20 protein-coding genes are annotated in these 26,083 nt (G+C 33.9%); 11 read left to right on the forward strand and 9 right to left on the reverse strand.

Annotation, left to right across the window (positions count from 1 at the left end; genetic code table 11):
* Positions 1 to 2: 2 nt before the first annotated feature.
* Positions 3 to 566, reverse strand: a complete 564-nt coding sequence (locus tag ABW637_RS00350) for an RNA polymerase sigma factor (protein WP_367582630.1) — start codon at positions 564 to 566, stop codon at positions 3 to 5.
* A gap of 314 nt (positions 567 to 880) precedes the next feature.
* Here ABW637_RS00350 and ABW637_RS00355 point away from each other — a divergent pair, with 314 nt between their 5' ends.
* The 3 genes from ABW637_RS00355 (at position 881) to ABW637_RS00365 (ending at position 5,096) form a co-directional block, all read left to right on the forward strand.
* Positions 881 to 1,393: a hypothetical protein gene (locus ABW637_RS00355; protein ID WP_367582631.1), complete on the forward strand. Its 513-nt coding sequence runs from the start codon at positions 881 to 883 to the stop codon at positions 1,391 to 1,393.
* 150 nt (positions 1,394 to 1,543) lie between these two features.
* Positions 1,544 to 2,158 carry a hypothetical protein gene (locus ABW637_RS00360; protein ID WP_367582632.1) on the forward strand — a complete coding sequence of 205 codons (615 nt, stop codon included), beginning with the start codon at positions 1,544 to 1,546 and terminating at the stop codon, positions 2,156 to 2,158.
* A 148-nt stretch (positions 2,159 to 2,306) separates the two neighbouring features.
* Entirely contained in the window at positions 2,307 to 5,096 is a 2,790-nt protein-coding gene (locus tag ABW637_RS00365) for a CHAT domain-containing protein (RefSeq protein ID WP_367582633.1), read from the forward strand.
* 117 nt (positions 5,097 to 5,213) lie between these two features.
* Here ABW637_RS00365 and ABW637_RS00370 read toward each other — a convergent pair whose 3' ends face one another.
* Both ABW637_RS00370 and ABW637_RS00375 read right to left on the reverse strand, forming a co-directional pair.
* Positions 5,214 to 6,326 carry an ABC transporter permease gene (locus tag ABW637_RS00370; protein ID WP_367582634.1) on the reverse strand — a complete coding sequence of 371 codons (1,113 nt, stop codon included), beginning with the start codon at positions 6,324 to 6,326 and terminating at the stop codon, positions 5,214 to 5,216.
* Positions 6,327 to 6,333: 7 nt separating this feature from the next.
* Positions 6,334 to 8,469, reverse strand: a complete 2,136-nt coding sequence (locus ABW637_RS00375) for a carboxy terminal-processing peptidase (protein ID WP_367582635.1) — start codon at positions 8,467 to 8,469, stop codon at positions 6,334 to 6,336.
* A 173-nt stretch (positions 8,470 to 8,642) separates the two neighbouring features.
* Between ABW637_RS00375 and surE the strand changes: the two genes are divergently transcribed.
* From surE to ABW637_RS00400, 5 genes are all read left to right on the forward strand, one after another.
* Positions 8,643 to 9,425 carry a 5'/3'-nucleotidase SurE gene (gene surE, locus ABW637_RS00380; protein ID WP_367582636.1) on the forward strand — a complete coding sequence of 261 codons (783 nt, stop codon included), beginning with the start codon at positions 8,643 to 8,645 and terminating at the stop codon, positions 9,423 to 9,425.
* Positions 9,418 to 9,714, forward strand: a complete 297-nt coding sequence (locus ABW637_RS00385; protein WP_367582637.1) for a hypothetical protein — start codon at positions 9,418 to 9,420, stop codon at positions 9,712 to 9,714. The genes surE and ABW637_RS00385 overlap by 8 nt, the downstream gene beginning before the upstream one ends.
* Before the next feature lie 42 nt (positions 9,715 to 9,756).
* Positions 9,757 to 10,869: a lipid-A-disaccharide synthase gene (lpxB, locus tag ABW637_RS00390; protein WP_367582638.1), complete on the forward strand. Its 1,113-nt coding sequence runs from the start codon at positions 9,757 to 9,759 to the stop codon at positions 10,867 to 10,869.
* A 16-nt stretch (positions 10,870 to 10,885) separates the two neighbouring features.
* The gene (locus tag ABW637_RS00395) at positions 10,886 to 11,389 is read left to right on the forward strand and encodes a C40 family peptidase (protein ID WP_367582639.1); all 504 of its coding nucleotides are present in this window, start codon (positions 10,886 to 10,888) and stop codon (positions 11,387 to 11,389) included.
* Positions 11,390 to 11,523: 134 nt separating this feature from the next.
* Positions 11,524 to 13,575 (forward strand): ComEC/Rec2 family competence protein, encoded by a 2,052-nt coding sequence (locus tag ABW637_RS00400; RefSeq protein ID WP_367582640.1) that lies wholly within the window; start codon positions 11,524 to 11,526, stop codon positions 13,573 to 13,575.
* Between the two features lie 14 nt (positions 13,576 to 13,589).
* Here ABW637_RS00400 and ABW637_RS00405 read toward each other — a convergent pair whose 3' ends face one another.
* The 5 genes from ABW637_RS00405 to ABW637_RS00425 form a co-directional block, all read right to left on the reverse strand.
* Positions 13,590 to 14,876: a serine hydrolase domain-containing protein gene (locus ABW637_RS00405; protein WP_367582641.1), complete on the reverse strand. Its 1,287-nt coding sequence runs from the start codon at positions 14,874 to 14,876 to the stop codon at positions 13,590 to 13,592.
* Between the two features lie 272 nt (positions 14,877 to 15,148).
* The gene (locus ABW637_RS00410; protein WP_367582642.1) at positions 15,149 to 15,688 is read right to left on the reverse strand and encodes a thioredoxin family protein; all 540 of its coding nucleotides are present in this window, start codon (positions 15,686 to 15,688) and stop codon (positions 15,149 to 15,151) included.
* 96 nt (positions 15,689 to 15,784) lie between these two features.
* A complete protein-coding gene (locus ABW637_RS00415; protein ID WP_367582643.1) occupies positions 15,785 to 17,353 on the reverse strand; it encodes a peptide MFS transporter in 1,569 nt (522 codons plus the stop codon).
* A 9-nt stretch (positions 17,354 to 17,362) separates the two neighbouring features.
* Positions 17,363 to 18,757, reverse strand: coding sequence for a peptide MFS transporter (locus ABW637_RS00420; RefSeq protein ID WP_367582644.1), 1,395 nt, complete (start codon positions 18,755 to 18,757; stop codon positions 17,363 to 17,365).
* A 17-nt stretch (positions 18,758 to 18,774) separates the two neighbouring features.
* Positions 18,775 to 20,946: a S9 family peptidase gene (locus ABW637_RS00425; RefSeq protein ID WP_367582645.1), complete on the reverse strand. Its 2,172-nt coding sequence runs from the start codon at positions 20,944 to 20,946 to the stop codon at positions 18,775 to 18,777.
* 178 nt (positions 20,947 to 21,124) lie between these two features.
* On the opposite strand from ABW637_RS00425, the gene ABW637_RS00430 reads away from it, so the two are divergent.
* Together ABW637_RS00430 and ABW637_RS00435 are read left to right on the forward strand one after the other, a co-directional pair.
* Positions 21,125 to 22,489 carry a hydroxymethylglutaryl-CoA reductase, degradative gene (locus ABW637_RS00430; RefSeq protein ID WP_367582646.1) on the forward strand — a complete coding sequence of 455 codons (1,365 nt, stop codon included), beginning with the start codon at positions 21,125 to 21,127 and terminating at the stop codon, positions 22,487 to 22,489.
* Positions 22,490 to 22,693: 204 nt separating this feature from the next.
* Positions 22,694 to 23,641 carry a GYDIA family GHMP kinase gene (locus ABW637_RS00435; RefSeq protein WP_367582647.1) on the forward strand — a complete coding sequence of 316 codons (948 nt, stop codon included), beginning with the start codon at positions 22,694 to 22,696 and terminating at the stop codon, positions 23,639 to 23,641.
* A 60-nt stretch (positions 23,642 to 23,701) separates the two neighbouring features.
* On the opposite strand, the gene ABW637_RS00440 is transcribed toward ABW637_RS00435, so the two are convergent.
* On the reverse strand, positions 23,702 to 24,052 hold the full coding sequence (locus tag ABW637_RS00440) for a 4Fe-4S binding protein (RefSeq protein ID WP_367582648.1): 351 nt from the start codon (positions 24,050 to 24,052) through the stop codon (positions 23,702 to 23,704).
* A gap of 174 nt (positions 24,053 to 24,226) precedes the next feature.
* On the opposite strand from ABW637_RS00440, the gene ABW637_RS00445 reads away from it, so the two are divergent.
* Positions 24,227 to 26,083 (forward strand): 2-oxoacid:acceptor oxidoreductase subunit alpha, encoded by a 1,857-nt coding sequence (locus tag ABW637_RS00445; RefSeq protein WP_367582649.1) that lies wholly within the window; start codon positions 24,227 to 24,229, stop codon positions 26,081 to 26,083.

The raw sequence follows: 26,083 nt of genomic DNA on the forward strand, positions 1-26,083 counted from the left end.
AACTACTGTAGTTCTTGATATCTGCTATCTTTTTTAATCAATTCTGTTAAACGTTTTTTGCATTTAAATACTCGCTGAAAAGCTACATTTTCTGATGAATAATTGAACTTTTCTACAATCAGACTATAAGAAACTTTATTAAAATACTCCTTTAGTAACCTCATGCAATTTTCTGATAATTGGGCAATCTTTTCTTCAAAAAGCTCCCAACGTTCTTGTTCTAAAATAAAAGAACTATGCTTATGCTCTTCACTTACTAGTTCTACAACCTTATCATTTCTTACCACCTTTTTTCGATTATTTAATTCTTTTCTCCATAAATTCCTACAAACCGTAAATAAATAGCCATCAAAAGTAGATTTAATTTCAAAACTTCTGACCTTTAATCTCACTGTTAACTGAAATAAGGCGTCCTGAAAAATTTCTTCTGCATCTTGGTAGGTTCCATTATTTTTTTTCACAAATGCTACAACAGCAGGAAAGTTTTTTTTGTAAATCGTATCAATAATATTTTCATCCCCCGATAATAGGCCTTCTAAATAGATATTACTCTGCGGTTCTTGCATTTTTTGGTTACTTTTTACTAAAGACGGTTAGTGCTCTTACATATTTCACTAAACTACTATATTTTAAATTAATTGTAAATCACAAACAAATAAAACCTTATTATTTTTATTGCTTTACCATAACTAAAATAACCAAGACACTTTAATCCAGATTATTAGCATTTTAACTAAAATTGTAGTTATTATTTTTTTATATCCCCATTTTTGTTTTTTTTCGCCGTTAAAAATTGTACTCTTCATGGGTAAGATTTTAAATTTTTAGAAACTAATAGGTGGAATACAAGAAATAAATCTATTAAACCTTAATGAAACACATGAAAACAATTAAAGTAATTTGGAGCCTAATCCTTCTGTTCACTGTTATTAGCTGTTCAACAGATGATATAAAAATCGAGGAACTGCAAAATAATCAAACACTTTTTGAACAAAAAAATTTTCTATCGGACCAAGAAGGTCTTGCTTATGGCATGCCACTTTTACCACCACACTCATATATCAATGAAAACAACCTTATCAAAGTCACATATAACACCGAAAATCCCAGTACTATTATTGCTGTAAGACAAGAATTTTCGGAAAAATACTCAACATTACGTTTAGTAAAACCATTATCATTTGACTCTAATGTAGAACATTGGGTTTTAAAAAATGTTATTAATTCTGGTGGAGGCACTCAATCTTTTCCTGATGATGATAGGGACCTTAATCAAGAAGACCAGTATACGACTCTTATAAGAGACATTAGAGCTCACGAACTGGTTAACCTTTTGGGAGAAACATACCCTCCTTTGGGTCTTGATACAACTCTTGGCTCGCCAAGAAGATAAAAAGACCACATAAATACATTTACAATATTGATATTTATCTCAAGAATAGTTGCTACGCAACCATAAAAACTTAAAAAAATAAGCGATGTTTAAGGCATTAACAACCACATCGCTTAATTATTAAAACCCAAATTTAAAATTTAAACAACAATGATAATAAAAAAAGGACTTTGGAACTTATTACTAATTGTAGTATTGATAGGTTGCTCGACTGATGATTATGATTCATCAGAATTAGAAATGCAAAATAATTTACTAACACAAAAAGCATCTGCATTATCATATGGCATGCCCATAGAAAATATGCCACTTTCTACCGAAAAGATAATTAAGATAACATATCATACAAATAACCCATTTACTCGTCGTAGCATACGACAGGAATTCGCAGAAAAGTACACAGAAACCCAAGCATCATCTAGGCTAAGGCTTGTATTAGTACAACCTGCAACTTCTAATACAACTACAGAATATTGGTACCTACACAATTACTCAGATATACTTCCCCCTACTGCGGGAGGAACACTACGTCATCCTGATGATGACAAAGACCTTGAGGGCACAAAAGCTCCTTTAACATATTATGATGCATTATTAGTTGAAATTAGTACTCATCTAATGATTGATTTATTTATTGAAGATAATGGCGATCCATTTGATAACCCTTTTGATCCTACTGATAACCCTATAAACCCAATTGGCAATCCTTTTAATCCAACAGATCGAACTGATAATCTCGGAGGTATGCAGGACAGATATCAATAAAGAGGAATCAAACATTTAAATAGAATTATGTATAAGGTTGGCAAGATTGTCAACCTTTTTTTGTGTAAACTACCCGTAAGAATTTTAAGATCAATTGAAAAAGAGTATTTTTAAAATCCTTAAAAGGATTTTGTACACCTTGTTATCTATGACCTTAAAAAAAACTACAACTATATTCTTACTGTTTTTCTTTAACTATTGTATTGGTCAATACTCAATAGATTGGCAATCATTGCTGAAAGCAGATATTCCTTCAGAAAACAAAACAAAACAAATTGATTCAATTATTGACTTGCATAGTGTTGATAACGATTCTATTTTAGAACGACTCACGCATAAATATGCCATTTGGTTATATCGCAATAAAGAAATTGACAAAGCCATTAATCTTGCTAAGTACTCTTTAACTATTAAAAAGAAATACTTTGCAAAAGACACCACACTGGTGCAACTTGGTTTAAACAACCTCGCTTTCTTTTATTATAAAAAAAAGAAGTACGTTAAAAGTATTGGTTATTATCAAGAATTACTCGCCCTACATTCCAAAAACAACGCCGCTGCCGAAGCCTACTCAGAACTGGGAAGATGTTATAAAGCTTTGGGTGATTACTATAAATCAGTTACTTATTTCGAATTAGCTCATTCGTTATTATTGGAGCATAGCAATTTTAAACAAATCATTATTAATGCTGGTAATGCTAGTGAATGTTATGCTAAGTTAGGCAATAAAAATCTTTATAATAGGGGGATAAAAAACCTCATGATTGCAGATTCATTATCCGAAGTAATTCAATCCAGAAACTACAGAAGATATAACATAAAAATAGCTATTGGAAATCTATACAATCAAGATAAAATTTTAAACGTTGAAAAAGCACGCTATTATTATGACCAAGCTTTAGATATTGCAAAAACAAGCCAAGATTCTCTAAAAATAGCTTTGGTAAAAGGTCTTATTGGAAATTTATATAATGGTATTGACCCCGATCAAGGAATTAAATTTCAAAACCATGCTCTTACGTTTTCGGGTCAAATTGATACTTTACAACGAATCGCCAGCTTCATAAATTTAGGGTTTTGTCATACTAGAAAAAAAGAATTTGATGAAGGAGTTGCATACTATCAAGATGCTATAAAACTACTTACCGTTACTAATAAAAACTCGAGCCAAATTACTACTAAAGATCTGTATGACACATTTAATAAATCTAAACTTTTAACGGCTCTAACAGAATTGGCAGACACATATCTTAAAAAACACAAGACTTTAAAAAACAAGGAATCACTACTTAATAGTATATCATTATTTCTATTGGCAGACGAATTAATTGACCTTATTAGAATTGAAAGTAGGGAGTTTCAATCCAAATTATACTGGCGCAAACAAAGTTCGGATCTATATGGAAAAGCAATTGAAGCTTGTTTTTTGGCAAAAGATATAGAAAATGCCTTTTACTTCATGGAAAAAAATAAAGCTTTGTTGTTGACTGAAGATATTAATAATGGTAAAATAAGGCAGTCTTTAGCACTCCCAGACGATATTACCAACCAAGAAACAATGATCAAAAAAAAGATCTTTTTTCTTGAAAGTATTAAAAACGACCCTGAAACTTTAAAAGATTCAATCACAATCGAATTATTGGATCAAAAAAATCAATTAAAAAATTTGCAGGATAGTATACAGAAATCTTTTCCAGAATATAACCCCTTCGACCTACAACCTAATGTAATTTCTTTAAAAGAGGTACAACAGGCCATAGAAAAGAATACTATTATCTTAGAGTATAATATTTCTGAACACGAAAATTATGGATTAATTTCTGAAAATAAAGGATATACTCCTATTCATAATGGTAGTAATTATGGTGTAAAAACTACCACTAATGCATACATTTTATATATTTCAAAACACAATATCCAATGTATAGAAATAGAAGATGTTTCTGGGCTAAAACAAGAAATTTCATCGTTGGTAGAACAAGCCTCTACACCATTTAAAACTAAAGAAGCGCTTATTTCATATGCCAATATTGCGTATAAAGTATATTCTAAGTTATTTCCTACTCAAGAACTCAAAGAAAGAATAAAAAACAAAAAAGTAAAAATTATCCCAGACAGCTATCTTAACTATCTTCCTTTTGAAGCATTGGTCACCTCGCCTATTGTACACAAAAAGCTCAATTATTTGATAGAGGATTCTGAGATAAGCTATGGGTACTCCTATTCGTTCTTAGAAAACACAAAAGGTACCAGAAACATAGAGTATAATTCATTTCTTGGCATTGCACCTCGTAATTTTGATGTTTATAATATGCCCTCTTTAGAAAATAGTGCAACGGAGTTACTGAATATCAAAGATTATTTTGATGGTGAGATATATGTTGACAATCGAGCCACAAAAAAAGAGTTTTTAAGCACTCTGCAAGATCATAACATCATTCATCTAGCCACTCATGCTGATGCCTTGGATTCTATTTCGCCATGGATTGCTTTTAACGACCATAAACTAAATCTTGAGGAGCTATATTTTACCCAAAACAGTGCAGATCTGGTTGTATTAAGCGGTTGTAATACCCTAAAGGGTAAACAAGAAACAGGAGAAGGTGTTATGAGTTTAGCGCGAGGTTTTTTTCATTCTGGGGCAAAAAGCGTGATCTCTTCATTATGGAGTGTTGATGATCGCTCTACAACCTATATTATGAATGATTTTTACAAATATTTAAAAAAGGGGCATTCAAAATCCAAGGCTTTGAGAACAGCAAAACTTAATTATTTACAAAACCATAGCCTATCTGAAACCTCTCCGCATTTCTGGGCCACTTTTGTTTTATCGGGAGATGCCAGCCCTCTTCAAACACAATATAGCATACCGAAGTTTTGGTTAGTTTTAGCATTTCTAGCAGTACTGCTTTCTGTTTTTTTATATAAAAAAATATAAAGGATAAGAAATACAATTTTTAAGCGAGACTAGCACTTCAATAAACATATCGGATTATTTTGAAAAGTGCATTAATCAGCAGAAAAACCTGTCCTATATAGATTTCTAAAGTATTCTCTATCCTTTCACATCTAAAGCATCTCGTAATGCATTACCAATCAGCATAAAAGCCATTACAAGGCTCATAATCGCTAATCCTGGTATCACTGCAAGGTATGCTTTTCCTAAAATGATGTACGAATAATGATCCTTGATCATTGCTCCCCAACTTGGCATGGGAGGTTGTGCACCTATACCAAGAAAGCTCAAACCACTTTCAATAAGTATAGCACCGGCAAAATTTGCAGCCGAAATTACAATGACTGGCGCCAAACTATTGGGTAGTATGTGTTTGATTATTATTCTAAGATTAGTAAATCCTAATGCACGTGCTGCGGTTACATATTGCATTTGCTTCACGCTTAACACCTGCCCTCTCACTACTCTGGCTACTTCGACCCACATTGTTAAACCTACAGCTATAAAAACCTGCCAAAACCCTTTTCCTAAAGCCAAAGTAATGGCGATTACCAACAATAATGTAGGTATAGACCAGGTAACATTAATCAACCACATAATCAAAGCGTCAATTTTGCCTCCAAAATAACCCGCTACTGCTCCTAGTGATATTCCTAGTAGTAAGGAAATCAATACTGCAATAAACCCTATAGAAAATGAAATCCTAATTCCAACCAGCATTCTACTCAATAAATCTCTACCATATTTATCTGTTCCTAATATAAATGTTTGGGTTTGAATAAACTGATCTATAATCTCTTCTGGAGTCATAGTACCAGGAAAAACGGCTAACTTAATTTCTTTTGAAACTCCTTTGATTTCACCTTCGCTATATGGAGCAATTTTTAATGCACCATTCTCTATAGAATACTGTTCTATAGGAATCTCTGTATCTGTATTTTTTTCTCCAAAAAACAACCTATCTAAAAATGGCTGATTCGCAACTTCTTGAGAAGGAATAGTTAACATCTCAACACTAAACCCAGGAGGTTTAGAATGAATAGACAAATGCATCTGATTAGCGTTCTGAGAATTATCTGGAGCCAAAACGTACGCAAATATTGCAACAATTGCGCATACCGCAATGAAACAAAAACTCAAAACGCCCCAAAAATTCTTTTTGAATTTATGGAGCGCTAGTGTACTTAAAGAGTTTGACTTTGTTTCGGGCATTAATGTATTAATTCTTAAGTGTAAGAGGGTTTTTAGATCTTCTTATATTATTGATCTTCATATCCTCAAGAACACTTATCGCTTCTTCTACATAAACATCTTTGCTAAGGTCTTTATGCCATCTTTTTCTTTTCTCTGCTAAAATCGAATCTTTTTTAATCAAGTTCTGCTCATAAGGCAAAGACTCAAAAGTCAGATCAGTTTTGTAATCATTTATCGCGTCAAAACGCTCTGCCTGTTTTTCATTAAGCTCAATATTTGCTTTATATTTTGCATACTTTAATGAATATATGTCTACATCTCTTTTCTGTCTAACCCATTTAGCATTTTCTTCAATTAGCTTTAATTGTTCATTTGTAGACATTCTTGATTTACTATTGCTTATGGTCTGGTCAAAATCAATATAGCCATCCCAACTTTTATAATCGGCCGCTGGTATTTTATCCCAAGGTAATGGGTTTTCTTGATCTTTTTCTCCTATATCAATATAACTATAACGATCTGGTACTACTACATCACTTTTAACTCCTTCTAATTGTGTAGATCCTCCATTAACTCTATAAAATTTTTGAGTGGTAAGTTTTAACGCTCCAAGGTCTCCGAAATCATTACTACGCATCCAGCGATTAAGGTCCATTACATTTTGCACAGTACCTTTACCATACGTTTGCTTGCTTCCGATAATAATTGCTCTTTTATAATCTTGCATTGCTGCTGCTAAAATTTCTGAAGCTGAAGCAGATAACTCATTAACTAAGATTACTAATGGACCATCCCATAGGATATTTCTATCTTTATCGCTTAGTACTTCTGGAGATTCTCCTTTGGTTCTAACCTGAACTACCGGGCCTTTTTCAATAAACAATCCGGCAATATCAACAACGGTTTGTAGTGATCCTCCACCATTATCTCTTAAATCAATAACCAAACCATCCATGTTTTGCTCTTTAAGACGTATAATTTCTTGTTTTACATCTTTGGCAGCATTACGTTGGTTATAATCTTGCATATTGAAATAAAACTTAGGTAAGTTAATTACCCCAAAAGCTTTATCATTCTTCTTTACTACAGAGGATTTTGCATAGGTTTCTTCTAACTCAACCACATCTCTAACAATATCCACAACTTCGGTAGTACCGTCAACTTTTTTTACGGTGAGTGATACCTTAGTCCCTTTTGGGCCTTTGATTAAACTCACAGCATCATCAAGACGCATTCCTACAACACTTACAGGTTCTTTTTCGTCTTCTTGTTTTACCTTCATGATAAAATCTCCAACTTCTACTTTATTTCCTCTCCATGCCGGACCACCAGAAATAATTTCGATAATCTTTACATTATCATTTTTCTTCTGTAACCTGGCTCCAATACCTTCAAGTTTACCAGACATAGCGATATCAAATCGATCTTTGTCTTGTGGAGCAAAGTAGTACGTATGAGGATCAAACTCCTCTACGATAGAATTAATATAAATCGAAAACCAATCTTTTCGTTCTAAATCATCAGCAAATTCAAAATACTCCTTTAGAGAAGTCATGGTATTTTCGCGCGCTTCTGTTTCTAAAGCAACTGGGGTCTTAAGCTCATATTCACTATTCTTTGCCAAAGAATCTGCTTGTTCTTCAAACTTGTCAAAATAACTAGAAAGTGCATTGAATTTAAGCTGAAGCCTCCAGCGATTGGTCATCTCTTTTTTATTCTTTGTGTACGGCAATTTTTCGTAATCCGTATCAATAGCTTCATCTTTTTCGAAGTCAAAAGGTTCTTTTAGAATCTCTTTATACAACACTCTGGCTTCGGTCATTCTTTGTTGTAAACGACCATAAGTAAGATTAAAAAAAGTGATATCCTTATTTCTAATTTCATCATCGATAAGTTTCTCATACTTCTTAAACTCTTCGATATCACTTTCATAGAAATAACGTTTAAGAGGATCTAAAGCATCTATATAATCAGAGAAAACCTCTCTTGAGAAGTCATCATTTATATCTTTTGCATCATAATGTCCTTTCCCGAGGACATAACTTATTAAATCAATCAACAGCTTATCTTTATCCGGGTCATTTTCAACCTTAGTAGTAAAACTGCAAGAGGCAGCAGAAACAATCACGGCAAGCATCAAAATCAAAAAACTCTTTTTCATACGCTCAATTAAAATTTAGGGGTTTTAAAGGCAAAATACATTAAAAATCATGCCAATATGAAGTAATAATACTAAATTTTTCTTAAATGAACTAATATTATTTCTTACTCTTTACATATCTGTCAATTCGTACAAAAAAAGTGTATTTTTACCTTCGTAAAAAACGACAAGCTATGGCTCCAAAAAGACCTCTCATTTTAGTTACCAATGATGATGGAATTACCGCTCCCGGAATACGCGCATTAATTAGCGTAATGAATGAAATCGGGGATGTTTTTGTAGTTGCACCAGACAGTCCGCAGAGCGGAATGGGGCATGCAATAACCGTTAATAGTACATTATATTGCGATGCTATTACCGTTGATAAAAATGCTCCTCAAAAAGAGTATAGTTGTTCTGGGACTCCGGCTGATTGTGTTAAAATGGCATCTCGTCAGATTCTTGACAGACAACCTGACTTATGTGTCAGTGGTATCAATCATGGATCCAATGCTGCAATCAATGTAATTTATTCTGGGACCATGAGTGCAGCTGTTGAAGCAGGCATCGAAGGGATTCCTGCAATAGGATTTTCATTACTTGATTATTCTATGGATGCCAATTTCGAGCCTTCTAAAAAATATGTTAGAACAATTGTAGAGAATGTACTTGCCAATGGTTTACCCAAAGGTGTTGTTCTCAATGTAAATATTCCCAGATTACCCGCAGAAGAAATAAAGGGCATCAAAATATGTCGCCAAGCCAATGCACATTGGGTAGAAGAATTTGACAAAAGAGTGAATCCAATGGGGCGCGAATATTACTGGCTTTCGGGTAAATTTATTAATGAAGATAAAGGTGAAGACACTGATGAATGGGCTCTTCGACAAGGGTATGTTTCTGTAGTACCTACACAGTTTGATCTAACAGCTCATCATTATATTCAAGAATTAAATAATTGGTCTCTACATGATTAAAAAGGAAATAAGTATTGGTTTTTTATCAGGTTTAGTTGTTAATAGTATAGGGTTTATTATTTGTGTGTTTATCTTTTCAGCATTAAACCAGCTAGATATTACATTTACAGAAACCATTAAGGCTTCTATAAAAAATGATTCTTTTGGTAGCCTTATTGTATTAGGAGCTATACCCAACTTAATAGTTTTCTTTTGGTTTTTAAAGAAAAATAAACCGTATCGAGCTCGTGGCGTGCTTCTTGCTACACTTATTGCAGCTATTTGTATTGCAATTAGTAAATTTGGATAACATTTTAGAATCTGAAGCTGTATTTTTAAATGAAATAAATGCATGAAATATTACTTAATCGCAGGAGAAGCATCTGGTGATTTACACGGTGCCAACCTTATGAAATCTATTCTCAAAGAAGACCCGCAAGCCGAATTTCGGTTTTGGGGTGGGGATCTTATGCAAGCTGTTGGGGGATCAGTGGTTAAGCATTATAGAGATTTAGCTTTTATGGGGTTTATAGAAGTACTTTTGAACCTATTTACAATCCTGAAAAACATAAAACTTTGCAAACAAGATATTACAGAATACCATCCCGACGTAATTATTTTTATTGATTATCCAGGGTTTAATTTACGTATTGCCGAATGGGCAAAAGAAAAAGGGTTTAGAATACATTATTATATTTCTCCACAGATATGGGCATGGAAAGAAGGGAGAATCAAAAGCATCAAAAGATGTGTCGATACAATGTATGTAATACTTCCTTTTGAAAAGTCTTTTTATGAAGACAAGCATGAATTTCCTGTTCAGTTTGTAGGTCATCCATTAATTGATGCAATAGCTGATCATAAACAGATTATGCCAGAAACTTTTAAAAATCAGCATAATCTTGATGACCGCCCTATTATTGCTATACTTCCGGGAAGCAGAAAGCAAGAAATTCGTAAAATGCTAGAAGTGATGCTTACCGTTGTTGATGAATTCCCGGAGTATCAATTTGTTATCGCCGGTGCGCCAAGTCAAGATGCTGCTTTCTATACACCCTTTATCAAAAAACAAGGAGTGCATTTAGTCATGAATCGCACCTATGATCTTTTAAGCCTTAGTAATGCTGCTTTAGTTACCTCTGGGACCGCTACATTAGAAACTGCTCTTTTTAAAATCCCCGAAGTTGTATGCTACAAAGGGAGTTATATTTCATATCAAATTGCAAAACGTGTGATTAACCTGGATTATATATCACTTGTGAATCTTATTATGGACAAACAAGTGGTTACAGAACTTATACAAGGTGATTTTAACACTAAAAAACTTAAAGAGGAGCTTACCAAAATAACCGATAGCTATAATCGAGCCGTAATGTTTTTGGATTATTATGATCTAGAAAAAAAACTTGGTGGTAAAGGTGCCAGTGATAAAACAGCTAAGCTAATTGTTGAATCCATACAATAATAAAAACAGCCCCAAAATGAAAAAAACACTTTATTATTTGCTAGCCATATTATGCTTAACGGCCTCTTCATGCGGAAGTTCTCCTAAAGATAAGGTTATCGTTTCTGGTAAAACGAAAACTACGAGCAACTCAGGTAACAAAAAGATTAAAAGTATTATTAGCTATGCCAAAACATTTAGTGGCACCAAATACAAATACGGCGGGACTACTAAAAAGGGTATGGATTGCTCTGGTCTTATGTACACCTCTTTTAAAAAAGAAAATATCATCTTGCCAAGGACTTCAAGAACAATGGCGACTCAAGGTAAACCTATTTCACTAAAAAAAGTTGGTGTTGGTGATTTACTGTTTTTTAAAACCAATAAGAGGAAAAATGTTATTTCTCATGTAGGATTGGTTGTTGAAGTAAAGGGAACAATTAAATTTATCCATGCTTCTACCTCTAGAGGGGTTATTATATCTAGCCTAGATGAAAAATACTGGAATAAAGCATTTACTCTTGCAAGAAGAGTTTTATAAGTCGTATTTCATACTTAAAAAATAATTCCAGTCCCGAAAAATGAAACTAGTATCTCGTATCATTGCATGATGAGTGCTTACTAGAGTAGTAATCTTATTATTCTCACTTATCATAGTTTTTCTAAACATTTGATGTGAGACTACTCAATATCCCCTTTGTTATTATTACTTTTTCAACCATTTCAGGGATCATCTTAGGGTATTATCTTTCCATTAAGATAACTACAGTTTTACTCAGTTTTTTTGTTTCAATTATAGTACTAGGTATCTCATGGCATCGATCAAAAAAGATGTTTAGTAGAGCCATAGATTTTGTACCTGCTACAATTATTGTGTTTATCGTTTTTGGAACTACGTTAGTTAACATCTATAATCCAAAAAATAATCCGAATCATTATATCAATCACTTTTCTAAAAAAGATCTTCAGCAAAACTCATTCGGAATTCAATTTCATATTAAAGAAAGAGTAAAACCAACGTTGTACTACAACAAATATGTTGTTTCTCTTAAGCGAATAGAAAACAAGGTTGTACAAGGAAAAATTCTACTTCAAATCCCTAAGGATAGTGCAAGCAAAATAATGGATATCGGAGATACCTATACTGCTTTTGCAAAAATAAAACCTATCTCTAAACCGTTAAACCCAAATCAATTTGATTATGCAAAGCACCTAAGCAAGCAATACATTTATCACCAAATAAGTATTCTAAATGATCAGCTGATTATTACTCATAAAACTCAATGGTCAATCTTTCGTTTGGCGGATCAATTTAGGCAATATATCAACTTACAGCTTGTAGAATATTCTTTTACCACTAAACAACTATCTATTATAAACGCCTTGCTTTTAGGACAAAGACAGGATATAGATCAAGAGACATTTAGTGAGTACAGGGATGCTGGAGCTATCCATATTTTAGCTGTATCTGGATTGCACGTTGGTATCATTTTATTGATTTTAAATTTTATTCTAAAACCATTGGATAGAGGCAAACAACAAGGCAAAACATTTAAATTAATTCTAACTATTCTTTTACTCTGGTGCTTTGCCATAATAGCAGGATTATCACCGTCTGTACTTCGAGCTGTTACTATGTTCTCTTTTCTAGCGATAGGCATACAAATTAGATCTAAAACTAGTATTTACAATTCATTATTCATTTCTATATTTATATTACTTTGTTTCAATCCCTTATTGCTATTTTCGGTGGGATTTCAACTAAGTTATCTTGCTGTTTTTGCTATTGTTTGGGTACAACCCATATTGGCTAAACGATACAGCCCCAGGTTTTATCTCACCAAAAAAGTTTGGGAGACCTTTACCGTTACCATCGCAGCACAGCTAGGATTATTACCTCTTACATTATTTTATTTTCATCAGTTCCCCCTTTTATTTTTTGTTTCCAACGTACTTATCATTCCTTTTTTAGGAGGAATACTAGGATACGGTATTTTGGTAATTATATTAGCATCTATCGGTGTTCTTCCTCAGACCATCGCTTCTCTTTTTGGTCATTGTATCGATCTTATGAATACTATAATAGGCTGGATTGCCCAACAAGAAGATTTTTTGATCACCGATATTCCATTTTCCTGGAGAATGCTCATCATTCTTTACCTCATTATTATTCTTCTTGTAATACTATTTCAAAAATACAAGCAACAAAGACTATACTGGCTGGGAGCATCCATTACTGCTATGATATTTGTTATGATTTATGAAAAACATACCGCAACACAGCTGCAAGAGTTAATACTATTTCAAAATCAGCGTAACACTATATTAGGGATTCTAGAAGATCAACGATTATATATCTATAGCAAGGATAGTATCTCTAACAAGACTCAACATTTTTTATTCGAAAATTACCTCACTCAAAATCAAGCGAGCTTAGATATTTCGTTTACACCATTAAAAAATGCATATCGCTACAAAGAGCATACTATACTAATTATCGATAGCACTAGTATTTATACTATTATGGGAGTAAAACCAGACATCATTATCCTATCGAACTCCCCAAAAATTCATTTAAATCGAGTTATAGATAGCTTACACCCAAAACAAATTGTAGTTGATGGAAGCAATTATAAAAGTTATATCGATAAATGGGAAGCTAGTTGCAGAAAACAAGAAATCCCTTTTCATCGTACAGATAAAAAGGGAGCTTTTATATTGAAATGAATTTGTAATACTGCTTACAATGCTACTAAAGACTCTTTTACATATACTTTAATTTCATCAGGTGAATTTAAAATCTCTTGTACTATTTTATGTAGTTTAGGAATAACATCTTTAGCCATTTTATTTGGACTATTAAACAGCACACAAATTCCTATATCTTCATTGGGGTATATTGCGATTTCGCTTCGATAGTTGTTCACACCTCCACCATGATGAATCACGGTATTTAATTTACCGGTATCTGCATCATTAAATTTATGCACGCGCCATCCTAATCCATAATAAGACGCTTCATATCCAGGCCATCTTTGATAGTAGTTTCTTCTTCCTCCTACCTGAATCATTGGATTAAAAACATCCTCCATTGTACCAGGCATTAAAACATCGGGATTATTACCTAATAAGAATTTCATCCATTTCCCCATGTCGGTAGCACTTGCATTAACACCTCCTGCGGCAACTGCATTATAGTATTTTTTATTAATAGGAAGAGCTCTCCATCCTCTTCGTATACGCTGGTGAGGCATAGCCACATTATCAGATTCTTGTAACGCTTCATAACTTGCAGAAGCCGTTGACATATGCAGCGGATCAAAAATCCTTTTTTGAATAACCTCTTTTAAAGGCTGGCCTGTAATCCTCTCTATAATTTCACCACTCAAAGCAAAAACAGCATTTTGATAGTTATATATGCTTCCAGGCTCCTGGATTGGTAAAACCTCATTAAAACGTCCTGCTATGGTAGTTAAATCAAGACCATCCTCTACCAAATTTGTAAAACTATGATAAGGCAATCCTGCAGTATGAGATAATACATTGGATAAAGTAACTTTATTAGTGGCGGTTTTATTAGCAAGTCTAAAATTAGGAATATGATCTATTATTTTGTCCTCCCAATTAATCAAACCTTCTTCAACATGAATTCCAGTTAATATACCTGCAAATCCTTTGGATACAGAACCAATTCTAAATATGGTTTCTGCATTGATTGTATCTTTTAAAGTAGCATTTCTATTTCCAAAACCGCCGGCGTAGATCATCGAATCGCATTTAACAATCGCAACGGCTGCTCCTACAATTTGGTGCTTTTCTAATGCCTGATTAAAATATGCCTGTATCGATTCTTCTAATTTTTGTTTTTGCAAATCTTGCAAGTAAATCTCTGGCGGTTGGGGTTGTGGATATATAAGTGCCTGAGGTTGATTATACTTAACTGGTTCGGGATGTTTTACAAATGCGAAAGAAAAAAGCACTGCAATTAACAACATAGTGGGGGTGGCTATGATCAATATTTTTTTCATAAATAGGTTTCGATTCGAAAAACTAACATAATAAAACTTAATAATTTGGCTTTATTATCTTTTTCAAACCGGATTTGGGTATTATTTTTTCGGTTTATGATATAGGTAACGCATACAATTTCAATTAATTGTGTGAAATCAAAAAATTAATAAGAAAATGCTGATGCCGTTTCTTCTTATTCTCTAACATTTGTGCTAATTAACTAAAAAAAATCCTTTTTATCGAATTTGATAAAAAGGATTTCTATTCTTAGAAGACCAAAACCGAGGGGCTAATTTGTAAATGTACCTACAAACGATTTCTCATATTTTTGCCATGCTTCGGCAGTCGTTAATTTTTTATAGTCATTTTTATAGATCATTTTTAAGTACAGCTCTAATTGTTGAGGAGTTTTAAAACCCACTACAGGGGCAATGAGATTTCCATTCTCATCAAAAAACACCATACTAGGGTAGCCTGATATCTTTAAAGCATTTGCAAAAAAGTGCTGGCTATTTCTACCTTTTCTATCCGGATTATAATTAGGATTAGTATACGTGAAATTGTTATAGTTCACTTCTTCAGTTCCTTCTGCATTAAACTTTACGGCATAGTAATTTTTATTTACATAATTTACTACATCTTTATTTTGAAAAGTTCTTTTATCCAGAAGTTTACATGGGCCACACCAATCGGTATAAACATCCATAAAGATCTTTTTAGGTTCTTTTTTTTGAGCCGCTAAAGCATCATTTATAGACATCCATTTGATTTCTTGTGCCTGGGTAGATAAGCACATTAGAAATGCTAGAATAATAAGTAGGTTCTTCATTTTAATAGTTTTTATAGTATGTCGGAAACAAAAACCGTTCCTTATTTAAAAACTTTACTCGCCTTTGGGAAACGAGTAAAGTTACATAATATTATTTTATCGTACTCCGTGCATTAATTTCTTAAGTAATGGATTTAACAGTATCATAATACCTCCTGCCGCTACAGGCACTACCGTAAATATTAAAAAGAAGGTCGACAATGAATACTCACTTGTAATTTTATCAATCATTCCGCCAAGTTGTCCGGCAGACCAATTTCCAATAAAAATTGCTAAATACCACACTCCAAACATTAAACCAATTAATTTAGGAGAAACTAATTTACTTACATAAGATAATCCAACCGGAGATAAGAACAATTCTCCTATAGTATGAAATAAATATGCAAGAATTAACCAAAGCATACTTACTTTTGCGGTTTCTGCACCTTGCGGAATAGTAATGGCTCCAAACGCTAACAGTGCAAAACCAAAGCCTAAAAGAATAAGCCCTAGCCCAAATTTTACTGCTGCAGAGGGATTATACTTACTTTCCCATAGTCTAGAGAACATCGGCGCAAAAGATATAATAAACAACGAATTTAAAATTCCAAACCAAGAAGCAGGAACTTCTGTTGTATCGGCATTAAACTCGCGGTATAATTTCCATACAACTATGGTCCAAATTATCGCAAAACTAAATCCTAAAATACTATTGGATAATGATATTTTCTTAAAGGTCTGAACAAATAATTTATAGAGCACCCAGGTAATAATTACCAAAGGCACTAACGTTATTATTGCATCAACTATTTTAAAAATTGTTGCGCTATCACCGACCAAAATTCGATTCGTATACTTACTGGCAAAAATGGTCATTGAACCGCCTGCTTGTTCGAATGCTGCCCAAAAGAATATGGTAAAGAACGCCAAAATAGCGACTACTATATACCTGTCTTTTTGAACTTTAGAACTCACCTTTACCTCTTCAACAACTTCTTCTACGGTGTCTTCAATTACATCATCAACTTCATCGAGTTCCAATTTCTCTTTAGGAGATAGTCCTACTTTTTCAAAAATACTTCTACCAAACCAGAATTGAAGCATTCCTAAAAGCATAAATATTCCAGCTAAACCAAAACCAAAACTCCAGCTTACTTTTTCTCCAATATATCCGCATAACATTATACCCAAAAATGCTCCTGCATTAACCCCCATATAGTAAATAGTATATGCACCATCTTTCTTTTCTTCATTCTTATCATACAATCCACTAACGATAGATGTTAAGTTTGGTTTAAATAAACCATTACCTATAATTAGGCATGCCAATCCTATGTAAAGAAACATAGGGGTTTCTAATGCCATTGAAATATGACCTAACGTCATAAACAACGCTCCAAGCGCTACCGCTTTTCTATACCCCAGAAATTTGTCGGCTATAAACCCACCGAAAATAGGTGTAAGATACACCAGACCCGTGTACCAACCATAAAGCTTCAGGGCGTCTTCGTTACTCCATGCCCAGCCCCCATCAATAATCTGACTAGTTAAAAATAACACAAAAAGAGCACGCATTCCATAGTAGGAAAAACGCTCCCACATTTCTGTAAAAAAAAGAACAAATAATGATGGTTTATGCCCTAGTAAACTAAATACTTTTGAATCGTTTGTTGTAGTACTCATAAAAATATCTTATTCTGCGGCATCAGCTAATTCGAACCCTTCAGCTTCTTCGTGAATTGTTCCTTCTTTATCTTCAACACCGTGAGTAAGAACTTCTAGTTTCTTTCTGAATAGCATCACAATTGATCCAAATGCTACACAAAAGACTGCGATTCCTGTAAAAATTGCAAATTCTCCTTGACTCTCTGCCCATTCTCCCAATAAGCCTGCAAGTTTATTTCCAAAACCTGTCATCGCAAAATATACTCCCATCATTAGCGCTCCATATTTAACAGGAGCCAATTTAGTAATAAAAGAGAGCGCAACCGGAGATATACAAAGCTCACCTATTGTATGGAACAAATATGCTAATACTAACCAATACATTGCAGATGACCCATCAGCACTATACTCCATAGAAGCTGCGGTCATAAAGAAGAACCCTGTACCCATAATAATGAGCCCAATAATCATTTTAAACAATGAACTCGATACTTTACCTTTTAATTTTCTATTAGCCCAATATATAGCTACTGAAGTACCCAAGAAAATAATAAACATTGCATTTAATGATTGAAACCAAGAAGCAGGAACTTCCCAACCCATCAACATTCTGTTAGTTTTTCCACTTGCATACAAATTCATTAGTCCCCCTGCTTGTTCAAAAGCTCCCCAGAAGACTATTACTAATAAAAATGAAATTAATAAAACTATGACTCTATCTTTTTCAATTTTAGTTAATGGTTTTTTCATGGCTTCTTTATCCTCAACTTTTTCTGAAGCCCCTAAAAAATTACCCACATTAGCTAGATATTTTTGACCGAGAAGATATTGTAACAACCCTAGAGCCATACCAATACCCGCAAGACCAAACCCATAGTGCCATCCGTGTACTTCTCCTACATATCCAACAATTAAACTAGATAGAAAAGCTCCAAGGTTAATCCCTATATAGAAAATCGTAAATCCTTTATCTCTACGTATATCTCCTTGCTTATACAAACCACCTACCATTGTAGATATATTTGGTTTTAGCATTCCCACTCCTGCTATGATTAATCCAAGCCCAGAATACCATGCCCACATCTCTTCTATTGCCAAAATACTATGCCCAGCAACCAATAAAATTCCTCCGACTAATACTGATTTCTTTTGTCCCAATAATTTATCTGCTATCCATCCTCCTGGTATGGATGCTACATATACTAACATCGTATACCATCCATATAATGCCAATGCTTCTCCAGATGACCATCCTAATCCTGCATTCTCATCTACAGTCTTAGTTGTAAGGTATAATACAAAAAGTGCTCTCATTCCATAGTAGGAAAAACGCTCCCACATTTCTGTAAAAAATAATATGTATAATCCTACCGGATGCCCAAAAAGCTCTTTTTGATGAGCTGCTTTAACTGTATTTGCCATTATGTTTGTTTAATTAATTATAAGTTCTCTTTAATGAAGTTTGTCATTTTATTATATAAGTGTAATCGGGTATTACCCCCATAGATACCATGATTCTTGTCGGGATAGATTGCCCAATCAAAATCCTTATTGGCCTGTATCAAGGCTTCGACCAATTGCATCGTATTTTGCACATGCACATTATCATCTGCACTACCATGTACTAATAAAAATTTTCCTTTTAATCCATCTACAAAATTAATAGGCGAATTACTATCATATCCTTTTGCATTTTCTTGTGGAGTCATCAAATATCGTTCTGTATAGATAGTATCATAAAATCTCCAACTAGTAACGGGAGCAACAGCAATGGCCATTTTAAAGGTGTCTGGTGCTTTAAACAGGCAATTACTAGACATAAAACCACCGTAGCTCCATCCCCAAATTCCTATTCGGGAAGCATCAATATAAGGTAGCGCGCCAAGTTGTTTTGCAGCTGCAATCTGATCCTGCACTTCTAGATTACCCAAATCGTTTTGTGTTGCTTTCTTAAATTTAGCACCTTTTAGCCCCGTTCCTTTACCATCAATGCATGCTACAATATATCCTTGTTGCGCCAACATCATATACCAATAATCATTGGCTCTGTGCCATGAGTTTTTCACCATTTGAGAACCCGGGCCTGAATATTGATACATTAATAAAGGGTACTTCTTTTTAGGATCAAAATCTTTAGGTTTGATCGTCCACATATTCAATGTTTCTCCATTAACCTCGATCGTAGAAAACTCTTTTGGTCGCACGTCATATTGTGCCAAATTCTCCAGTAACGTTTTATTGTTTTTGATCTCTCGTACTACTTTTCCTGTAGATCCATCATTTAATGTATACTCGTATGGAGTCGTAGCGTTTGAAAAATAATTAATGTAAGAACTAAAATCAGCGCTAAACTCTGCATCATTAAATCCATCTTTGGTACTTAATTGTTTTTTATCTTTTCCGTCCAGGGTTATAGCATAAATATCGCGATTAATATTTCCGTTTTCTACACTTTGATACAATATCCTTTTGTTCTTTTTATCGTACCCATAATATTGAGTTACCTCCCAATCACCTTTAGTAATCTGGTTAATCAATTCACCAGTTTCCTTATAGTGATAGATATGATTGTATCCATCTTTTTCACTAGTCCAGATAAAGCTATTATCTTCTAAAAATGTTAAATTATCGGTAATATCAATATAAGCCTCATCTTTCTCATTAAGTACCACTTTTGGAGCCTTTGTTTTAGCGTCTACAAAAACTAAATCCAGATTATTTTGGTGTCTATTCATTACTTGTACACTCAAAATATCTGGATTGGCTGTCCATTTTATTCTAGGGATATAAAAATCTTTATACTCTCCTAACTTGACTTTATCTGATGACATGGCAGTAATATCTGCTATAAATAGAGAAACTTTAGCATTTTTCTCTCCTGCCTTAGGATATTTAAAAACATCTTGTTTTTGATACAATGCTTTTCCATACACATCCATAGAGAACTCTGGCACTTCTTTTTCGTCAAATCTCAAAAATGCTATTTTGTTACTATCCGCACTCCAATCAAAAGCTCTAACAAAAGAAAATTCTTCTTCATATACCCAATCGGTAATCCCGTTTATGATTTCATTTTTCTTACCATCATCTGTTAACTGAATTTCTTGTCCAGTAACGAAATTCAGCATAAAAATATTATTATCCTCTATATAGGCAATCTTATTACCATCGGGCGATAACATTGGAGATTGGATTTTCTTTTCACTAACTTTAAACACTCCATTAGATGGAACATCATAAATATGGTAAATCCCTCTTGAAGAGCGTCGATATATTTGTTCCATCTCACTAGAGAGTAAAATTCTATTCTCGTCTTTACTAAAAGAATATCCCTGAAACGAATCTAAGCCCTCTATAGAGGCAGAACTTATCAAGGTTTTAGCTTTTTCTCCTGTCTCATAATCATAGACCTCTATATTGGTTGCGCCAGAGGCTTTGTCTTTTTCTAAAACAGAATATTGTGTTCCGTTTTTCATAGAATGCAATGATTCTAAGGTTTCAGTTCTAAATGCTCCTCCCCATATTTCATCTAAGGTAAAAGCTTTGTTTTGGGCTGTAGTTACGAGCCCAATAAAAAGTGTAAATCCAAAAAACAATTTTGTAATCTTCATATCATATTTTAAAAATTGTTAACGCCAAGAATACTAAAAAATCCGTGAAAAATACAACAATTGATGTTAAATACAATAAAAACAGGAGTAGGAAAGCAATATTTTTTATCAAATCATCAATCAAAGTTTAAAATTACTACAACACAAAATGATCTGAATCGACTTTTTGAGTATGTAAATGATAAAACAGAATAGTATCTTTGGAGCATCAATAATAAAAAACATAATGGCACCAGTAGTTTCTGGGTTTTCTAAACTCTCTAAAGCAGATAAAATCAAATGGTTGGCAGAACATCATTTTAGTAATGACAATAATGCTACCGATACACTAACCACCTACTGGAATTCTGATGATAATTTACAGCAACTTCATGATGAATTTACAGAAAATACAATTTCTAACTATTACCTTCCTTTTTCGGTTGCTCCCAATTTTTTGATTAACGACACCCGATATACATTACCTATGACTATCGAAGAAAGTTCGGTGGTAGCAGCAGCCAGTAAAGCGGCTAAGTTTTGGCAAAATCGAGGCGGTTTTAAAGCAGAAGTACTATCAACAGTAAAGGTAGGGCAGGTACATTTTACATATACTGGTACTCCCGAAAAACTTAAAAAATTCTTTACTACTATAAAAACTGATGTATTACAATCGGTATCTCAGATTACCAAAAACATGGAAAAACGAGGTGGTGGTGTACAAGAAATTGAACTTAGAGACAAAACCTCAGAAATAGAGAATTACTATCAATTGCATTGCACTTTTGAAACCGCAGATGCAATGGGGGCAAATTTCATCAACTCTTGTCTAGAACAGTTTGCAAAAACGCTGATTGTCGAAGCTAAACAATATAGTGGCTTTTCTGAAACAGAAAAAGACATTGAGATTATTATGAGCATTCTCTCTAACTATGTGCCTCAATGTATAGTTAAAGCTTTAGTGTCTTGTCCTGTAAATGAATTACCCAATACCGATCAGTTATCATCACAACAGTATGCCGAAAAATTTATAAGGGCAGTTCGTATTGCAGAAGTTGAGCCTTACCGTGCCGTTACCCATAATAAGGGGATTATGAATGGTATTGATGCCGTAGTTTTAGCTACCGGAAATGATTTTAGAGCCATCGAGGCAGGAGCTCACGCCTATGCTGCAAAAGACGGAAAATATAAAAGTCTTACTCATGCCGAAATTAAGAATGATCAATTCACTTTCTCAATTGAAATACCCTTAGCACTCGGTACTGTTGGTGGTTTAACTACATTACACCCATTAGTGAAATTAGCATTGCAGCTTCTAGGAAAACCTAATGCAAAAGAGTTAATGAAAATTACTGCCGTGGCAGGATTAGCACAAAACTTTGCTGCAATAAATTCACTAATCACTACCGGAATTCAGCAAGGGCATATGAAAATGCATTTGATGAATATTCTTAATCAGTTTAAAGCGACTGATCAAGAAAAAGAACAACTTGTTGAATATTTTAAAACAAATACCGTTACTCACAGTGAAGTAGTTGCACAAATCGAAAAATTAAGAGCCTGATGAAAATTAAATTCTTTCTAAAAAAATTCCTCATAATCACAATAACTCTTTTGGTATTGAATATCATTTTGAGTTATTTTATCTTTGATAAATCCAATTTTTTGCAAGAAATAATTGCATCAATACTATCAGGAACTTTATTAGCATTGGGTTTCACATATGCCAATAGTCATAATTTGAAATAAAACCAATTTCAATTAAGAAATGAAAAAATCCTTCTACAGCCACGGTAAGTTATTGCTCACTGCGGAATATTTAGTTCTCGATAGTATCGAAGCTTTAGCATTACCCTGCAGAAAAGGGCAATGGTTATTTGTAGAAGAAAATGATACTAACCAAATCCATTGGAAAAGTATTGATGAAGAAGGTAATTGCTGGTTTGAAACCGAAATCAATCTCCCGCTTGAATCTGTAACAAAAGATGAACCTTCGACTGATCCCACTCTTAGTGATGAAGAAGGTCTTGGAATAACAGAAACTTTGTTAGAAATATTAATTGCAGCAAAAGAACTTAATCCAAATTTCCTTTCTTCAGATAAAGGATACATCGTAGAAACCCGACTAGAATTTCATCGCGAATGGGGGCTTGGGTCTTCTTCTACATTAATTAACAATATCGCACAATGGGCAAAAGTAGATGCCTTTGCATTATTAGACAACAGTTTTAGAGGTAGCGGATACGATATTGCATGTGCTCAACACGATGTACCAATACTATACAATCGTAATGAGGGCAGACCAACCATTAAAGAAGTATCTTTTGACCCTTCATTTAAAGAAAACCTATTTTTCATCTATTTAAATCAAAAGCAAGATAGTAAAGCATCTATTAAGCATTACCAATCTTTACCCTTAAAAGATTTTGATAAAGCTGCTGCCACCATAACCGAAATAACTCATAAAATGCTAGATTGCTCTTCGTTACATGAATTCGAAACGTTGTTAGCTTCTCACGAAGAAATCATTTCTAAAATCATAAAGACTCCTACTGTTAAATCAGTATTATTCTCTGATTACCCAGGAAGTGTTAAGAGTCTTGGAGGCTGGGGTGGAGATTTTGTTTTGGTCACTGGATCCAAAAATGAGACATCATATTTTATAGAAAAAGGATATACTACAATTATTCCTTATTCTGAAATGGTTTTGCAGTAAGTTATTCTGGTCTCTTGGTAGAAAAACAACTTTTACACATAAAAACAAGGTTCATATAAACTATTCACCATGCATCCAGGCTTTTTTCTCTAATAGCACCTCCTCTGTTTCTATATTATTCTCATCAGGAACACAACAATCCACAGGACAAACAGAAGCGCATTGTGGTTCGTCATGAAAACCTTTACATTCTGTACATTTATCAGATACTATAAAATAAAATTCATCTGAAACTGGCGCATTTTCAGCATCGGCATCTATTTCTTTTCCATCAAGAGAAGTAACGATACCACTTAAAGATGTTTCATCAGAATAAGACCATTCCTGATCGGGTTCATAAATTGCATTATTAGGACATTCAGAAACACAAGCATCACAGTTAATGCATTCATCGGTTATTATAATTGCCATATTTATCTGTTTTTAAAACACTTAAATATACAACTTAAAATTATTTTAAACTTTCTTTAAAATGGCAAAAACCACACTACATTGTTAAAAGTAAGGTTAAATATGCCCCCTATTTTATCAAAATCTAACCAAATTTTGATAAATTTAAGTGATTTTTTAAAATTCATATACATTATGATTATAGATAAAACCGATAATAAACAAGAAGTTTTGGAAGCTGTAGTCATAAGATTTGCAGGTGATTCTGGTGATGGGATGCAATTAACCGGAACTCAATTCTCAGACACCTCAGCAATGTTTGGTAACGATGTTGCCACATTTCCTAATTACCCTGCAGAAATTAGAGCTCCACAAGGTAGTTTATATGGAGTATCCGGGTTTCAGGTTCACATAGGCAGTATTGAAATTAGCACACCAGGAGACAATGTAGATCTATTGGTCGCTATGAACCCTGCTGGTTTAAAAACCAACTTACATGCTGTAAAGCCAGGACATACTATTATTGTTGATACCGATGCTTTTAATAAAAAGAATTTAGAAAAAGCACAATACGAATCTAATCCGCTTGAAGATGGGAGCCTTGAAAATTACCGTATTATTGAGGTAACGATGACTTCTCTAACAAAAGAAACATTAAAAGATGTCGAAGGATTAGATAATAAAAGTATTACGCGAAGTAAAAATATGTTCGCCCTGGGAATGGTATATTGGATGTATGACCGTTCAACAGATTATACAATTGATTTTTTCAATAAAAAGTTTAAATCCAAACCCCAGATCATTGAAGCAAACACCAAAGTACTGAATGCAGGATATTATTTTGCTGAAACCATAGAATTAATTCCTAATGCGTATACCATTGCTCCCGCTAAGATGAGTCCTGGTACGTACAGAATTATTATGGGTAATACGGCTACAGCCTGGGGATTTTTGGCTGCCGCTGAAAAAACAGGTTTAGAATTATTTTTAGGTTCATACCCTATCACTCCAGCATCAGATATTTTACACGAACTAGCAAAACACAAGCATTTTGGAGTAAAAACGCTTCAAGCCGAAGATGAAATCGCAGGTATAACATCTGCCATTGGTGCTTCGTTTGCTGGAGATTTAGCAATTACCACCACATCCGGACCTGGTTTGGCATTAAAAGGAGAGGCATTGGGGTTGGCTATGATAATTGAGTTACCTCTGGTCTTGGTTAACGTACAACGAGGAGGGCCTTCAACAGGTCTACCTACCAAAACAGAACAATCCGATTTGTTGCAGGCAATGTATGGTAGAAATGGAGAAAGCCCTGTTATTGTTATTGCGGCAAGTACCCCTGGTAATTGTTTCGATTTTGCATATGAAGCTGCAAAACTTACTCTGGAGCATATGACCCCTGTAATATTATTAAGTGATGGTTATATTGCTAATGGATCGGCCCCATGGAAAATACGTACAGTTGATCAAATGCCAGACATTAAACCTAATATCATTAAACAAGCAACCGAAAATTGGCATCCCTATGACCGTGATGAAGATACACTGGCGCGAAACTGGGCTATCCCAGGAACTCCTGGATTAGAACATAGAGTTGGGGGTCTTGAAAAAGACCGTGTAACCGGTAATGTTTCTTATATACCCGAGAATCATGAATACATGACTAAAATAAGAGCAGAGAAAATTAAACGAGTTCAGAATTATATCCCGAATTTAACTACCGAATTTGCCGATACAGGCGATATATTGGTTGTAGGTTGGGGAGGAACCTATGGTTCACTTCACTCTGCGGTTAAACAAATGCATGATGATGATGGATATAGTAACATTGGGTTCGCTCATTTTAATTATATCAATCCAATGCCCAAAAATACAGAAGATATACTCTCTAAATTCAAAAAAATAATTGTTTGCGAATTAAATAGTGGGCAGTTTGTCAAAATCTTGAAAGCCAACTTCAGTGGTTTTAATATTTTACAATACAACAAAATTCAAGGATTACCCTTTGGAAATAACGAGCTCATTCAAAAATTTAAACAACTCCTCTAA

It is taken from the genome of Aquimarina penaris (genome assembly GCF_040786285.1).
Classification (GTDB): Bacteria; Bacteroidota; Bacteroidia; order Flavobacteriales; family Flavobacteriaceae; genus Aquimarina.

Coding starts and splice junctions, on each gene's coding strand:
- ABW637_RS00420 (WP_367582644.1), bottom strand. CDS start 18,757: ATGGCAAATACAGTTAAAGCAGCTCATCAAAAAGAGCTTTTTGGGCAT.
- ABW637_RS00355 (WP_367582631.1), top strand. CDS start 881: ATGAAAACAATTAAAGTAATTTGGAGCCTAATCCTTCTGTTCACTGTT.
- ABW637_RS00370 (WP_367582634.1), bottom strand. CDS start 6,326: ATGCCCGAAACAAAGTCAAACTCTTTAAGTACACTAGCGCTCCATAAA.
- ABW637_RS00395 (WP_367582639.1), top strand. CDS start 10,886: ATGAAAAAAACACTTTATTATTTGCTAGCCATATTATGCTTAACGGCC.
- ABW637_RS00365 (WP_367582633.1), top strand. CDS start 2,307: ATGACCTTAAAAAAAACTACAACTATATTCTTACTGTTTTTCTTTAAC.
- ABW637_RS00435 (WP_367582647.1), top strand. CDS start 22,694: ATGAAAAAATCCTTCTACAGCCACGGTAAGTTATTGCTCACTGCGGAA.
- ABW637_RS00440 (WP_367582648.1), bottom strand. CDS start 24,052: ATGGCAATTATAATAACCGATGAATGCATTAACTGTGATGCTTGTGTT.
- ABW637_RS00415 (WP_367582643.1), bottom strand. CDS start 17,353: ATGAGTACTACAACAAACGATTCAAAAGTATTTAGTTTACTAGGGCAT.
- ABW637_RS00360 (WP_367582632.1), top strand. CDS start 1,544: ATGATAATAAAAAAAGGACTTTGGAACTTATTACTAATTGTAGTATTG.
- ABW637_RS00430 (WP_367582646.1), top strand. CDS start 21,125: ATGATAAAACAGAATAGTATCTTTGGAGCATCAATAATAAAAAACATA.
- ABW637_RS00350 (WP_367582630.1), bottom strand. CDS start 566: ATGCAAGAACCGCAGAGTAATATCTATTTAGAAGGCCTATTATCGGGG.
- ABW637_RS00375 (WP_367582635.1), bottom strand. CDS start 8,469: ATGAAAAAGAGTTTTTTGATTTTGATGCTTGCCGTGATTGTTTCTGCT.
- ABW637_RS00425 (WP_367582645.1), bottom strand. CDS start 20,946: ATGAAGATTACAAAATTGTTTTTTGGATTTACACTTTTTATTGGGCTC.
- ABW637_RS00405 (WP_367582641.1), bottom strand. CDS start 14,876: ATGAAAAAAATATTGATCATAGCCACCCCCACTATGTTGTTAATTGCA.
- ABW637_RS00385 (WP_367582637.1), top strand. CDS start 9,418: ATGATTAAAAAGGAAATAAGTATTGGTTTTTTATCAGGTTTAGTTGTT.
- ABW637_RS00445 (WP_367582649.1), top strand. CDS start 24,227: ATGATTATAGATAAAACCGATAATAAACAAGAAGTTTTGGAAGCTGTA.
- surE (WP_367582636.1), top strand. CDS start 8,643: ATGGCTCCAAAAAGACCTCTCATTTTAGTTACCAATGATGATGGAATT.
- ABW637_RS00410 (WP_367582642.1), bottom strand. CDS start 15,688: ATGAAGAACCTACTTATTATTCTAGCATTTCTAATGTGCTTATCTACC.
- lpxB (WP_367582638.1), top strand. CDS start 9,757: ATGAAATATTACTTAATCGCAGGAGAAGCATCTGGTGATTTACACGGT.